The sequence below is a fragment of the Rathayibacter sp. AY1B5 genome, assembly GCF_002932795.1.
Lineage (GTDB): Bacteria > Actinomycetota > Actinomycetes > Actinomycetales > Microbacteriaceae > Rathayibacter.
The window spans coordinates 320660-335543 of record NZ_PSWM01000001.1; the positions used below are offsets into that span (position 1 = coordinate 320660).

Genomic DNA, 14884 nt, shown 5'->3' on the forward strand with positions numbered 1-14884 from the left:
CGCGGATCATTCTCGGCCGAGGTCGCGGTGCGCCACGTTGACGGCGACGCCCGGCAGCTCGGCCAGGCGGGCCGCGACACGGCCCGCGACCGCGACGGAGCGGTGCTTGCCTCCCGTGCAGCCGATCGCGATGGTCGCGTGGCGCTTGTTCTCGCGCTGGTAGCCGTCGAGCACGGGGCGCAGGGCCCGGGAGTAGGAGTCGATGAACTCCTCGGCGCCCTGCTGGGCCAGCACGTAGTCTCTCACCTCTTCGTCGAGACCCGTGTGTGGACGCAGCTCCGGGATCCAGTACGGGTTCGGCAGGAACCGCGCGTCGGCCACCATGTCGGCGTCCGTCGGCAGCCCGTACTTGAAGCCGAAGCTCATCACCGTGATCTGGAGGCCGGCGCGGCCGGCCTCGGCGAAGCGATCGGTGATGCTCGTGGCCAGCTGGTGGATGTTGAGGTCCGAGGTGTCGATGACGATGTCGGCCGACTCCCGCAGCTGCGCGAGGCGCGCGCGCTCGGCGGAGATGCCGTCGAGGAGGGTCCCCCGGCCCTGCAGCGGGTGCGGACGGCGCACCTGCTCGAAGCGGCGGACGAGCGCGGCGTCGGTGGCCTCGAGGAACACCACGCGCAGGTCGACCCCTGCGCGCAGCTCGCGGACGATGTCGCCGAGGTCCTCGAAGAAGTCGCGTCCGCGGACGTCGACGACCGCCGCGATCTTCGGCAGCGTGTCCCCCGCACGCTGCGCCAGGTCGACCAGCGGGCGCAGCATCTGCGGCGGCAGGTTGTCGACGACGTACCAGCCGAGGTCCTCCAGCGCGTTCGCGGCCGTGGAACGGCCCGCTCCGGACATCCCCGTGACGATCAGCACGTCCTGCTGCTCGCTCTCCGTGCTCATGCGCTCTCCGTGCTCGTGTCTGCTCGTGTCCTCGGTGCCCGGCACCGGCCGCTCTCCCCCGGAGCGCGGGCCTCCAGCCTAGGGCGTGCCCCCGAGGGCGGGCCCGTCCGGGTGCAGGTGCGCATGGATCGCGCCCGCCAGCGTCGGGCCGATGCCCTTGACCTCGGCGATCTCGGCCTCGCCCGCCTCGCGGAGCCGGGCGACGGATCCGAAGTGCTTCAGCAGGTCGCGCACGCGCGTGCCTCCGAGCCCGGGCACCTCGGCCAGCTGCGACGAGATGTCGCGCTTGCGACGCGTCCTCTGGTGGGTGATCGCGAAGCGGTGCGCCTCGTCGCGGATGCGCTGGAAGAGGAAGAGCGCATCGCTGTTGCGCGGCAGGATGACGGGGAAGTCGGAGTCCGGCAGCCAGATCTCCTCGAGCCGCTTGGCGATCCCGCAGAGGGTGATGCCGGTCACCCCCGACTCGTCGAGCGCGCGCTGGGCGGCCGCGACCTGCGGCTGGCCGCCGTCGACGATCAGCAGCTGCGGGGGGTACGAGAACTTGCGCCGCTTGGCCTCGCCGGTCTCGGGATCGACCGCGGCGGGCTCGGCCGGCTCGCGCAGGTAGGCGAGGCGGCGGGTGAGCACCTGGTGCAGCGACTCGGTGTCGTCCGTCGACTCCGCGATGGAGAAGCGCCGGTACTGGTCCTTCCGCGCGAGCCCGTCCTCGAAGACCACCATCGAGGCGACGATGTTGGTGCCGCTGAGGTGGGAGACGTCGTAGCACTCCATCCGCAGCGGTGCCTCGCTCATGCCGAGAGCGTCGCGGATGTCCTCGAGGGCCTGCGTCCGAGCGGTGAAGTCGGCGGAGCGGCGGGTCTTGTAGAGCATCAGCGAGTGCTTCGCGTTCTGCGTCGCCGTCTCGAGGAGGGCGGCCTTGTCCCCGCGCTGGGCCGCTCGGAGGCGGACGTTCGTGCCGCGCAGTCCGCTCAGCCACTCCTCGAGCGCCTCGGTGTCCTCGGGCAGCTCCGGCACGACGACCTCCCGGGGCGGGACGTCGCCGGTCTCGTAGGCGGCCTGGAGGGCCGTGTCGACGAGCTCCGCCGTGCTCATGTCGAGCTCCTTGTCGACCACCCAGCCCCGCTCGCCACGGATGCGGCCGCCGCGGACCCGGAACTGCTGCACCGAGGCGGCCAGCTCGTCGTGGACGATCGCGTAGAGGTCGACGTCCACGTTGTCCTTCAGCACGACCGCGCTCTTGGCGAGGACCGCGTCGAGGGCGGCGGCCTGATCGCGCAGCTTGCCTGCGCGCTCGTACTCCATCGCCGCGGCGGCTTCGCGCATCTCCTTCTCGAGCTCGCCGATCATCCGGCGGTCGTGGCTGCCCATGAAGGCGACGAAGCGGTCCACCATCTCGCGGTGCTCGGCGAAGGTGACGCGGTGGGAGCAGGGCCCGCCGCAGCGGCCGATCTGCGACGCGAAGCAGGGTCTGCCGCTCTGCATCGCGCGCTTGTAGTTGGAGTCGTTGCACGTCCTGATCGGGAACGCCTTGATCATCAGGTCGATGGTCTCGTGGATCGCCCAGATCTTCGGGTAGGGCCCGAAGTAGCGGGCCTTCCTGATCCTGGCGTTCCGCGTGACCATCACCCGCGGCGCCTCGTCGCCGAGCGTCACCGCCATGTAGGGGTACGACTTGTCGTCGCGGAACTTGACGTTGAAGGGCGGATCGAACTCGTTGATCCAGGTGAACTCGAGCTGCAGGGCCTCGACATCGGTGCCGACGACGGTCCACTCGACCCCGGAGGCCGAGGTGACCATCCGCCGGGTGCGCTCGTGCAGGCTCGGCAGCGGGGCGAAGTAGTTGCTCAGCCGCGCGCGGAGGTTCTTGGCCTTGCCCACGTAGAGCACCCGCCCGCGGGCGTCCGTGAAGCGGTACACGCCCGGGAGGGTCGGGATCTCGCCCGGCTTCGGCCGGAAGTCGACTGTCTGCGCCATGCCTCTCGCTCGCGTCAGCCGAGGATCTCGGCGAGGAACATGCCGGTGTGGCTGCCCTCGACCTTCGCCACGTGCTCGGGGGTGCCCACCGCGACCACCTGGCCGCCGCCGGCGCCGCCCTCGGGACCCATGTCGATCAGCCAGTCGGCCGACTTGATGACGTCGAGGTTGTGCTCGATGGTGATCACCGTGTTGCCCTTGTCGACCAGGCCGTTGAGGACCAGGAGGAGCTTGCGGACGTCCTCGAAGTGCAGGCCGGTCGTCGGCTCGTCGAGCACGTAGACGCTGCGGCCGTTGGAGCGGCGCTGGAGCTCGGTGGCCAGCTTGACGCGCTGCGCCTCGCCGCCGGAGAGCGTCGTCGCGCTCTGACCGAGGCGGACGTAGCCGAGCCCCACCTCCACCAGCGTACGGAGGAAGCGGTGGATCGCCGTGATCGGCTCGAAGAAGTCGGCCGCCTCGGCGATCGGCATGTCGAGCACCTCGGCGATGTTCTTGCCCTTGTAGTGCACGGTCAGGGTGTCGCGGTTGTAGCGCGCTCCCCCGCAGACCTCGCACGCGACGTAGACGTCGGGCAGGAAGTTCATCTCGATCTTGATGGTGCCGTCGCCCGAGCACGCCTCGCAGCGGCCGCCCTTGACGTTGAAGCTGAACCGGCCGGGCAGGTACCCCCGCGCCTTCGCCTCGGTGGTCTCGGCGAAGAGGTTGCGGATGCGGTCGAACACTCCCGTGTAGGTGGCGGGGTTCGAGCGCGGCGTGCGGCCGATCGGATTCTGGTCGACGTGCACGACCTTGTCGAGGTTCTCGAGGCCGGTGACGCGCGTGTGCTTGCCCGGCACCTTGCGGGCGCCGTTGAGCTGGTTGGCGAGCACCCGGTAGAGGATGTCGTTCACCAGGGTGCTCTTGCCGGAGCCGGAGACGCCGGTGACCGCGACGAAGGTGCCGAGCGGGAACTCCGCGTCGACCTTGCGCAGGTTGTTGGCGTTCGCGCCGACGACCTTGATCATCCGCTTGCGGTCGATCTTCCGCCGCTTCTTCGGCACCTCGATCGCCTTGCGCCCGGACACGTAGTCGCCGGTCAGCGAGTGGGTGTTCTCGAGCAGCGACTCGTAGGAGCCGGAGTGCACGACCTTGCCGCCGTTGACGCCGGCGCCCGGGCCGATGTCGACGATCCAGTCGGCGGTGCGGATCGTGTCCTCGTCGTGCTCGACCACGATCAGGGTGTTGCCCAGATCGCGCAGCTTGATGAGCGTGTCGATCAGCCGGCGGTTGTCGCGCTGGTGCAGGCCGATGCTCGGCTCGTCCAGCACGTAGAGCACTCCGGTGAGGCCCGAGCCGATCTGGGTCGCCAGGCGGATGCGCTGCGCCTCGCCGCCGGAGAGGGAGGCGGCCGCGCGCGAGAGGTTGAGGTAGTTGAGCCCGACCTCGATGAGGAAGTCGATGCGCGCGCGGATCTCGCGCAGCACCTGTGCGGCGATGTGCGCCTCGCGGTCGGTCAGCTCGAGCCGGCTCATGAAGTCCTGAGCGTCGCCGAGGCTGAGATCGGCCACGTCCGCGATGCTCGCCCCGTGCACGAGCACGGCGAGCACCTCGGGCTTGAGGCGGGAGCCCTTGCACACGGGGCAGGGCACCTCGCGGAGGAACTCGGACCAGCGGGTGCGCTGGACGTCGGTCTCGGCCTGGACGAACTGGCGCTCGATGTAGGGGACGACGCCCTCGAAGCCGGAGGTGTAGCTCATCTCGCGGCCGTAGCGGTTCTTCCACTTGACCTTGACCTCGAAGTTGTCGCCGTGGAGGACCGCCTGCTGCACCTCGGTGCTGAGGCGCTTCCACGGGGTGGTCAGCGAGAATCCGAGGTCGCGGGAGAGGCCGTCGAGCAGCTTCTCGTAGTACTGGAACAGTCCCTTGCCCTGGGTGGTCCAGGGGATGATGACGCCCTCGGCGATGCTCAGGTCGGGGTCGCCGAGCAGCAGCTCGTCGTCGACCGACATGCGGGTGCCGAGGCCCGAGCACTCCGGGCAGGCGCCGAAGGGCGCGTTGAAGGAGAAGGTCCGCGGCTCGATCTCGGTGAGCGAGATCGGGTGGTTGTTGGGGCAGGACAGCTTCTCGGAGTAGGTGGTCCAGGCGCCGTCGCCCTCGCCGTCGACGAAGTTGATCTGCACGATGCCGTCGGTGAGCCGCAGGGCCGTCTCGAGGGAGTCCGTGAGGCGCCCGAGGATGTCCGGTCCGGCGACGAGGCGGTCGACGACGACCGAGATGTCGTGCTTGTACTGCTTCTTGAGCACCGGCGGCTCGCTCAGCTGGATGAGCTTCCCGTCCACCATCGCGCGGGAGTACCCGCCCGCCGTCAGCTCCTTGAAGAGGTCGACGAACTCGCCCTTCTTCTGCGAGACGACGGGGCTGAGGATCTGGTACCGGGTGCCCGTCTCGAGCTCCATCAGCTGGTCGGCGATCTGCTGCACGGTCTGCGCCGAGATCCGCTCGCTGCAGATGGGGCAGTGCGGCACGCCGATGCGCGCCCAGAGCAGGCGCATGTAGTCGAAGATCTCGGTGATCGTGCCGACGGTCGAGCGCGGGTTGCGGTTCGTCGACTTCTGGTCGATCGAGACCGCGGGGCTGAGGCCCTCGATGAAGTCGACGTCCGGCCGGTCCACCTGGCCCAGGAACTGGCGGGCGTACGCGGAGAGGGACTCGACGTAGCGCCGCTGCCCCTCCGCGAAGATCGTGTCGAAGGCCAGGGAGGACTTGCCCGAGCCCGAGAGACCGGTGAACACCACCATCGAGTCGCGCGGGATCTCGAGGTCGACGTTCTGCAGGTTGTGCACCCGCGCGCCGCTCACCACCAGCTTCGAGGACGACTCGTCGAGCGAGGAGACGAAGCGGTGGAAGGAGGGAGAGGGGGTGGAGGAGGGGTCCGTAACGGCGTTCAGGATCGACACTCGGAAAGTGTATGCGGAGCCACCGACATCGCCCGTGGCGTTCGCTGGGCGCTGATCCGCGGGCCCCTCCCCTTGCGGATCAGCGCCGCCGATCAGGACAGGTGTCCGGCCTTCTCCATCTGGCGGAGCTCGCGCTTGAGCTCCTGGACCTCGTCGCGCAGCCGGGCCGCGAGCTCGAACTTGAGCTCGCCCGCCGCCTGGAGCATCTGCCCGTTCAGGTCGGAGATGATCGCCTCGAGATCGTTGCCGCCGTTCGCGGCGAGACCCTGACGGCGCAGGTTCGGCGTCGGGCTCTTCTTCTTGGCGTCGCGGCCGGCGAGCAGCTTGGCGGTGTCGGCCCCCTCGCGGGCGAGGGCGTCCGTGATGTCGGCGATCTTCTTCCGCAGCGGCGTCGGGTCGATGCCGTGGTCGAGGTTGTAGGCGACCTGCTTCTCGCGTCTGCGGTCGGTCTCGTCGATCGCGAGCCGCATCGAGTCCGTCACCTTGTCGGCGTACATGTGGACCTCGCCCGAGACGTTGCGGGCGGCACGGCCGATCGTCTGGATGAGCGACGTGGACGAGCGGAGGAAGCCCTCCTTGTCGGCGTCGAGGATCGCCACGAGCGAGACCTCGGGCAGGTCGAGCCCCTCGCGCAGCAGGTTGATGCCGACCAGGACGTCGTACACGCCCGCCCGCAGCTCCGAGAGGAGCTCGACCCGGCGCAGGGTGTCGACGTCGGAGTGCAGGTAGCGGACGCGGACTCCGGCCTCCGTGAGGAAGTCGGTCAGTTCCTCGGCCATGCGCTTCGTCAGCGTCGTGACGAGCACGCGCTCGTCGCGCTCGGTGCGGCGCTTGATCTCCTCGAGCAGGTCGTCGATCTGGCCCTTCGTCGGCTTGACGACGATCTCGGGGTCGATCAGGCCGGTCGGGCGGATGATCTGCTCGACGATGCCGTCGGCGATGCCCATCTCGTAGCGGCCCGGGGTCGCCGAGAGGTAGACGGTCTGGCCGACGCGCGACTTGAACTCCTCCCACTTCAGGGGCCGGTTGTCCATCGCCGAGGGCAGCCGGAAGCCGTGCTCGACCAGCGTGCGCTTGCGGGAGGCGTCGCCCTCGTACATCGCGCCGATCTGCGGCACCGTGACGTGCGACTCGTCGATCACGACGAGGAAGTCGTCCGGGAAGTAGTCGAGCAGGCAGTGCGGAGCCTCGCCCGACTCGCGGCCGTCGATGTGGCGGGAGTAGTTCTCGATGCCGGAGCAGAAGCCGATCTGCTGCATCATCTCGAGATCGAAGGTCGTGCGCATCCGCAGGCGCTGGGCCTCGAGGAGCTTGTTCTGCTTCTCGAGGTCGGCCAGGCGCACCTCGAGCTCCTGCTGGATGGTGTCGATCGCGCGGTGCATGACGTCCTGGCTGGCGACGTAGTGCGAGCCGGGGAAGACCGACACGGAGTCGAGCTTCCGGACGATGTCGCCGGTGAGCGGGTGGAGCGTGTAGAGCGCCTCGATCTCGTCGCCGAACATCTCGATCCGGATCGCGAGCTCCTCGTACATCGGGATGATCTCGATCGTGTCGCCCCGCACCCGGAAGGTGCCGCGGGCGAAGTCGACGTCGTTGCGCGCGTACTGCATCGACACGAACTTGCGGATGAGCCGGTCGCGGTCGACGCGCTGGCCGACCTGGAGAGCCACCATCGCCTCGAGGTACTGCTCGGGCTGCCCGAGGCCGTAGATGCAGGAGACGGTCGACACCACGATCACGTCGCGGCGGCTCAGGAGCGAGTTCGTGGTGGAGTGGCGCAGCCGCTCGACCTCGGCGTTGACCGAGCTGTCCTTCTCGATGAAGGTGTCCGTCTGCGGGACGTAGGCCTCGGGCTGGTAGTAGTCGTAGTACGAGACGAAGTACTCGACGGCGTTGTTCGGGAACAGCTCGCGGAACTCGTTGGCGAGCTGCGCCGCGAGGGTCTTGTTGTGCGCGAGCACGAGCGTGGGGCGCTGCACGGCCTCGACGAGCCAGGCCGTGGTCGCGGACTTGCCGGTTCCGGTGGCGCCCAGGAGGACGACGTCGGTCTCGCCGGCGTTGATGCGGGCGCTCAGATCGGCGATCGCGCCGGGCTGGTCACCGCTCGGCTTGTACTCGCTGATGACCTCGAACGGGTGCACGGCACGGGTTGGCTCCATGGTTCGAAGCGTAGCCGCGACCACCGACACCGGACGGCGCGTGCGCTGGCGGCGAACGGGGGTGCGCTCCCCGGCCGGACTGCTCCACCCCGAGGGAGGTGCCCTCGGAGGACCGTCAGCGGGCGAGCCGCTCCCACAGCGCGTCGGTCCGGGCGAGCGTCTCCTCCAGCGTGCCGGAGGAGTCGATCACGACGTCGGCGAGAGCGAGACGCTCCTCGTCGCTCGCCTGCGACGAGACCCTCGCACGCGCCTCCTCCTCGGTCATCCCCCGGAGGGCGACGAGGCGCTGGATGCGGACGTGCTGCGGCGCGCGCACGACGACCACCTCGTCGAACTCCCCCGCGCCACGGCCCTCGGCCAGAAGGGGGACGTCGTAGACGACCACCGCGGCCGGGTCCGCCTCGGCGGCCTGCGCGAACAGCCGCTGCGAGCGGAGAGTCACCGCCGGATGGGTGATGGCGTTGAGATCCGCCCGCGCCGTGGCGTCCGAGAAGACGATCGCGCCGAGCGCCGGACGGTCGAGCGTGCCGTCCGCGCGGATCACGGACGGGCCGAAGCGCTCGGAGATCGCCGCCAGCGCCGGCTCCCCCGGCTCGACGACCTCCCGCGCGAGGACGTCGGCGTCGACCACCACCGCTCCGCGCTCGGCGAGACGGCGGGCGACGGTGGACTTGCCCGAGGCGATGCCTCCGGTGAGGGCGACGAGATGCACCCGGCCACCCTACCCAGCGCCGTCGCCCGGAACGCCGAACGGCCGGCCCCCGAGGGGACCGGCCGTTCGTTGCGATGTGCTCGCGATCAGTTGTTCGAGGACAGCTTCTCGCGGAGCGCGGCGAGCGACTCGTCGTCGGCGAGGGTGCCGCCGGTGGTCGACTCGCTGGTGAAGCCGGCACCGACCGAGACGCCCTCGGAGACGGTGGCCGCCTCCTCCTGCGACTTGGCGACCTGGGCCTTGTGGGCCTCCCAGCGCGCCTGAGCAGCGGCGTACTCCTGCTCCCAGGCCTCGCGCTGCGACTCGAAGCCCTCGCGCCACTCGTTGGTCTCGGGGTCGAAGCCCTCGGGGTACTTGTAGTTCCCCTGGTCGTCGTACTCCGTGGCCATGCCGTAGAGCGCCGGGTCGAACTCGGTGCCCTCGGGGTCGATGTTCTCGTTCGCCTGCTTGAGCGAGAGGGAGATGCGGCGACGGTCGAGGTCGATGTCGATGACCTTGACGAACACCTCTTCGCCGACCGACACGACCTGCTCGGCGAGCTCGACGTGCTTGCCCGACAGCTCGGAGATGTGGACGAGACCCTCGATGCCGTCCGCGACGCGGACGAAGGCACCGAACGGGACCAGCTTCGTGACCTTGCCCGGCGCGACCTGTCCGATCGCGTGGGTGCGGGCGAAGACCTGCCACGGGTCCTCCTGGGTCGCCTTGAGCGAGAGCGACACGCGCTCGCGGTCGAGGTCGACCTCGAGGATCTCGACGGTGACCTCCTGGCCCACCTCGACGACCTCGGAGGCGTGCTCGATGTGCTTCCAGGAGAGCTCGGAGACGTGGACGAGACCGTCGACGCCGCCCAGGTCGACGAACGCACCGAAGTTGACGATCGACGACACGACGCCCTTGCGGACCTGACCCTTGTGCAGGTTGTTCAGGAACGTGGTGCGGCTCTCGGACTGGGTCTGCTCGAGGAGCGCGCGACGCGACAGGACCACGTTGTTGCGGTTCTTGTCGAGCTCGAGGATCTTCGCCTCGATCTCCTGGCCGAGGTACGGCGTGAGGTCGCGGACGCGGCGCAGCTCGATGAGCGAGGCCGGGAGGAAGCCGCGGAGGCCGATGTCGACGATGAGACCGCCCTTGACGACCTCGATGACCGAGCCGGTGACGACGCCGTCCGACTCCTTGATCTTCTCGACGTCGCCCCACGCGCGCTCGTACTGCGCACGCTTCTTGGACAGGATCAGGCGACCCTCCTTGTCCTCCTTCTGGAGGACGAGGGCCTCGACGCTGTCGCCCACGTTGACGACCTCGGAGGGGTCGACGTCGTGCTTGATGGAGAGCTCGCGCGAGGGGATGACGCCCTCGGTCTTGTAGCCGACGTCGAGGAGGACCTCGTCGCGGTCGATCTTCACGACGGTGCCTTCGATGAGGTCTCCGTCGTTGAAGAACTTCAGAGTCTTTTCGACCGCGGCAAGAAAGTCTTCAGCAGACCCGATGTCGTTGATCGCGACCTGCTTGGTTGCCTTGTCGGTCGTTGCGGTTGTCATTAAGGGATGCTCCAGGATGGATGGGTCTCGGGCGGCGGCCGCCTGCGGGCCTCGCGGCTCGGCGGAGTGGTGACCACTGCGGTGGTGAGGGATGTGCCTCCGACCCGGGAGCCGCGCTCGGCCGGCCGGATGACCGGCCTTCCTCGCGCGCCGCGGGCACGGCGGCGCCACAGATGTGACACCCCAGCTTAGACGCCCCGGGAGGCGCACGGCAATCTCGCCGCACCCGTCCAGGCGCGTGTTCCGAGGTCAGCCGGCGAGGGAGGAGCGGAGGGTGTCGAGACCGACGCCGCCGAGGTCGAGCGCCCTCCGGTGGAAGCCCGCGAGCGAGAACGCGGCGCCCTCGCGCGCCTCCGCCTCGTCGCGCAGCTGCTCCCAGATCCGCTGCCCGATCTTGTAGGACGGAGCCTGTCCCGGCCAGCCGAGGTACCGGTTCACCTCGAAGCGCACGAACGCGTCGTCCATGTTGACGTTGGCGCGCAGGAAGTCGAGGGCCGAGTCGGCGGTCCAGACGGTGGCGGAGCCCGGCATCGGCTTCTGCAGGTGCACACCGATGTCCAGCACGACGCGCGCCGCGCGCATCCGCTGTCCGTCCAGCATGCCCAGGCGGTCGGCCGGGTCGTCGAGGTAGCCGAAGCGCTCCATCAGCCGCTCCGCGTAGAGCGCCCAGCCCTCGGCGTGGCCGGAGGTCCCGGCCAGCTGACGGCGCCAGGTGTTGAGGCGGGCGCGGTTGTGGACGGCCTGGCCGATCTGCAGGTGATGGCCCGGGACGCCCTCGTGGTAGACCGTGGTCAGCTCTCGCCAGGTGGCGAACTCGGTGACCCCGGCCGGGACCGACCACCACATCCGACCCGGCCGCGAGAAGTCGTCGCTCGGGCCGGTGTAGTAGATGCCGCCCTCCTGGGTCGGCGCGATCCTGCACTCGAGGCGGCGCACCTCCTCCGGGATGTCGAACGCGGTGCCGGCGAGCTCGCGGACCGAGCGGTCGCTGGTCTCCTGCATCCAGGCCTGCAGAGCGTCGACGCCGTGCAGAGTGCGGGCCGGGTCCGCCTCGAGGTGGGCGACGGCCTCGGCGACGGAGGCGCCGGGCAGGATCTCGCGCGCGATCGCCTCCTGCTCGGACGTCATCCGGGCCAGCTCCTCGATCCCCCACTCGTAGGTCTCGTCGAGGTCGACGACCGCGCCGAGGAACCGGCGGGAGTGCAGCGCGTACAGCTCCCGGCCGACGGCGTCCTGCTCGGTCGCGGCAGGGGCGAGCTCACCCTGGAGGAACTGCGCGAGCGACCCGTAGGCGGCCGAAGCGCGGCGGGCGCCGTCCTCCAGCCGCTGGGCGAGCGACGCGGGCAGGGATCCCGCGGTGGGAGCGGCCTCCGCGGCCAGCTCGGCGAAGAACCCGCGGGGAGCAGCGATCTTCCGCGCCTGCTCGGCGACGAGCTCGACCTGGCGGCGGGCGGGGACCACGCCGGTGCGGATCCCCTCGCGCAGGGTCTCCGCGTAGCCCTCGAGTGCGGCCGGCACGGCCAGCAGCCGCTCGGCGACCGCCTCCCAGTCGGCGACCTCGTCCGTCGGCATCAGGTCGAAGACGTCGCGCAGCTCCTGCGCCGGGGACGCGATCACGTTGAGGTCCCGCAGCGGCAGGCCGGCGTCGTGCCCCTCCAGGGAGAGCCGGAGCTCGGCGCCGAGATCGGCGACCGTGACGCGGTCGACGTCGTCCTCGGGCTCGGCGGCCTCGAGCTCGGCCAGGGCCGAGGCGGTCGCCGCTCGGGCGCGCTCGAGACCGGCCGGCGAGTAGTCGCCCAGCCGGCCGTTCGCGCCGCTGCGTCCGATCGCGGTGCCGAGGGTGGGGTCGAGGTCGACGAGGGTGTCGACCCAGCGCTCGGCGACGGCGTCGACGGCGGTGGGCTCGCGGGGGAGGTCGGGGCTCATGCCTCCGAGCCTAGCCAGGCGCCGCGTCCGGCTCAGTGCGCGGCGACGTCCCAGTCGGACCCGTGGCCCACCTGCACCTCGAGCGGGACGCTCAGGTCGGCGGCCCCCGCCATCCGGCCGCGGACGATCGCCTCGAGCGGCTCCTCCTCGCCGGGGGCGACGTCGAAGATCAGCTCGTCGTGCACCTGGAGGAGCATCCGCGAGCCGAGCCCCTGCTCGTCGAGGTCGGCCTGCACGCCGATCATCGCGCGCTTCATGATGTCGGCGGCCGAGCCCTGGATCGGCGAGTTCAGCGCCGCCCGCTCGGCGTTGTCGCGGAGGACGCGGTTCGCGCTCTGCAGGTCGGGGAACGGACGCCGGCGACCGAAGATCGTCTCGGTGTAGCCGGTCTCGCGGGCCTGCTCGACGACGCTGCGGAGATAGTCGCGCACCGCGCCGAAGCGGACGAAGTAGTCGGTCATCAGCTGCTTGGCCTCGGCGCTCGAGATGCGCAGCTGCTTCGACAGGCCGAAGGCGCTCAGGCCGTAGGCGAGGCCGTACGACATCGCCTTGACCTTGTTGCGCATGGCCGAGGTGACGTCGCCCGGATCGACGCCGAAGATCCGCGAGCCGACGAAGCGGTGCAGGTCCTCGCCGGAGTGGAAGGCCTCGATCAGTCCGGCGTCGCCGGAGAGGTGCGCCATGATCCGCATCTCGATCTGCGAGTAGTCGGCGGTGAGGAGGGTGCTGGCGTCCGCTCCGTGGACGAAGGCGGTGCGGATGCGGCGACCGACCTCGCTGCGGACCGGGATGTTCTGCAGGTTGGGGTCGTTGGAGGAGATGCGTCCGGTGGCGGTGCCGGTCTGGTCGTAGCTGGTGTGGATCCGGCCGTCGGCGGTGACCGACTTCTCGAGCGTCTCGATGATCTGCTTGAGCTTGGTCGCGTCGCGGTGCTCGAGCAGCAGGCCGAGGAAGGGGTGCGGGTGCGACTCCTGCAGGTCGGCCAGGGCGGAGGCGTCGGTCGTGTAGCCCGTCTTCGTCGCCCGGGTGCGCGGCATGTCGAGCTCCTCGAAGAGGACCTGCTGCAGCTGCTTCGGCGAGCCGAGGTTCATCTCGTGGCCGATCTCGGCGAACGCACGGCTCGCGAGGTCGGCGGCCGAGACGGTCAGCTCGCCCCGGAGGCGCGCGAGCACCTCGGCGTCGATCGCGACGCCGGTGAGCTCCATGGTCGCGAGGACCTGGACGATCGGCAGCTCGATGTCGACGAGCACCGAGAGCATCCCCTCGCCCAGGCGCTCGCGCAGCGGAGCGACCAGCCGGTACGCGTACCAGGCCTCGGTCGCGGGCCCCATCGGCTCGACGGTGGGGACCAGCTGGTTCGGGTCGCCCTGCGCCATGGTCTCGTCGAGGTGCTGCGCGACCTGCGCCGCGAGCGTGGCCGGGTGCCCGGTGGGCTGCACCAGCCAGGAGGCGACGCGGGTGTCGAAGGCGAGCCCCCCGACGGGGAGTCCGGCCCGCCGCAGCGCCTTGATCTGGGGCTTCGCGTCGGCGAAGTACTTGGGAGCGGAACCGGCCAGCCACTGCTCGAGCGCGGTGTAGTCCGGCCGCTCGGCGGCCCACGGGACGAACGCCGTCTCCTTCTCGATTGCCAGGCCCACGCCCTCGAGCCCGCCGGCTCCGAGCTGCACCTGGACGGCGACGGGGGCGGTGCCCTTCGCCGAGACGCGGTCGAGCCAGTGCGCGAGCTCCTCGTCCACCAGGGTGCGGACGGCGGGGGCGGAGGTCGTGACCACGTCGCCCGCCAGGGCCGCGGCGGCGCCGTCGACGCCCTCCTCCGCGGCGATCGTGAGGACCCGCTCCTGCAGGGTCTTGAACTCGAGGCGGCTGAAGATCTCGCGGACCGCGTCCGGGTCGATCGGGCGGCGCGTCAGGTCGTGCGGCCCGAGCGGCAGCTCGACGTCGGTCACCAGGCGGTTGAGGCGGCGGTTGCGGAGGGCGTTCTCCTTCTGCTCGCGCAGCTTCTCGCCGACCACGCCCTTGATCTCGTCGGCGTGGGCGATGATGTCGGCGACGGTGCCGTACTGGTTGACCCACTTGGCGGCCGTCTTGGGGCCGACCTTGTCGACGCCGGGCAGGTTGTCGCTCGTCTCGCCGACGAGGGCGGCGATCTCGGGGTACTGGTGCGGCTCGACGCCGTACTTCTCGAACACCTTGTCGCGGTCGTAGCGCGTGAGCTGCGAGACACCCTGGGTGGAGGGGTAGAGCAGGGTGACGTCGGGGGTCACCAGCTGGATGGTGTCGCGGTCTCCCGAGACGACCAGCACGCGGAAGCCGGCCTCGGCCCCCTGCCGTGCGAGCGTCGCGAGGATGTCGTCGGCCTCGAAGTCCTCCTTCGAGACGGTGCGGATGTTCATGGCGTGCAGAGCCTCCTCGAGGAGGGGGACCTGGCCCTTGAACTCGGGCGGGGTCTCGCCGCGGGTGCCCTTGTACTCCGGGTACTCGCGGGTGCGGAACGAGTAGCGGGAGATGTCGAAAGCGACGCCGAGGTGGGTCGGCTTCTCGTTCTTCAGCAGCAGGATCAGCATCGACAGGAAGCCGTGGATGGCGTTCGTGTGCTGGCCCTCGCGGGTCTGGAAGCTGTCGACCGGAAGCGCGTAGAACGCCCGGAACGCCAGGGAATGGCCGTCGACGAGCAGGAGGGTAGGCTGTTCCGGATCTGACACAGGGCCAGACTACACAGCGCCTCCGACACCGGATCGGCCCGCTCGCGCCCGC

General features: G+C 70.1%; 8 protein-coding genes. All 8 read right to left on the reverse strand.

Annotated elements, in window-relative coordinates; translation table 11 throughout:
• Positions 1-6 precede the first annotated feature (6 nt).
• The 8 genes from rapZ to polA all read right to left on the reverse strand — a co-directional run bounded on the left by rapZ (position 7) and on the right by polA (position 14832).
• Positions 7-882 (reverse strand): RNase adapter RapZ, encoded by an 876-nt coding sequence (gene rapZ, locus C5D44_RS01485; RefSeq protein WP_104275589.1) that lies wholly within the window; start codon positions 880-882, stop codon positions 7-9.
• Between the two features lie 78 nt (positions 883-960).
• Positions 961-2856, reverse strand: coding sequence for an excinuclease ABC subunit UvrC (gene uvrC / locus C5D44_RS01490; protein ID WP_104280627.1), 1896 nt, complete (start codon positions 2854-2856; stop codon positions 961-963).
• A gap of 14 nt (positions 2857-2870) precedes the next feature.
• Positions 2871-5696 (reverse strand): excinuclease ABC subunit UvrA, encoded by a 2826-nt coding sequence (gene uvrA, locus C5D44_RS01495; protein WP_258067844.1) that lies wholly within the window; start codon positions 5694-5696, stop codon positions 2871-2873.
• 188 nt (positions 5697-5884) lie between these two features.
• The gene (uvrB, locus tag C5D44_RS01500) at positions 5885-7951 is read right to left on the reverse strand and encodes an excinuclease ABC subunit UvrB (RefSeq protein WP_104221901.1); all 2067 of its coding nucleotides are present in this window, start codon (positions 7949-7951) and stop codon (positions 5885-5887) included.
• Positions 7952-8066: 115 nt separating this feature from the next.
• On the reverse strand, positions 8067-8663 hold the full coding sequence (coaE, locus tag C5D44_RS01505) for a dephospho-CoA kinase (RefSeq protein WP_104280628.1): 597 nt from the start codon (positions 8661-8663) through the stop codon (positions 8067-8069).
• Positions 8664-8749: 86 nt separating this feature from the next.
• Positions 8750-10204 (reverse strand): 30S ribosomal protein S1, encoded by a 1455-nt coding sequence (rpsA, locus tag C5D44_RS01510; protein WP_104275586.1) that lies wholly within the window; start codon positions 10202-10204, stop codon positions 8750-8752.
• 249 nt (positions 10205-10453) lie between these two features.
• Positions 10454-12130 (reverse strand): DUF885 domain-containing protein, encoded by a 1677-nt coding sequence (locus C5D44_RS01515; protein ID WP_104280629.1) that lies wholly within the window; start codon positions 12128-12130, stop codon positions 10454-10456.
• Positions 12131-12162: 32 nt separating this feature from the next.
• On the reverse strand, positions 12163-14832 hold the full coding sequence (polA, locus tag C5D44_RS01520; RefSeq protein ID WP_104280630.1) for a DNA polymerase I: 2670 nt from the start codon (positions 14830-14832) through the stop codon (positions 12163-12165).
• Positions 14833-14884 lie beyond the last annotated feature (52 nt).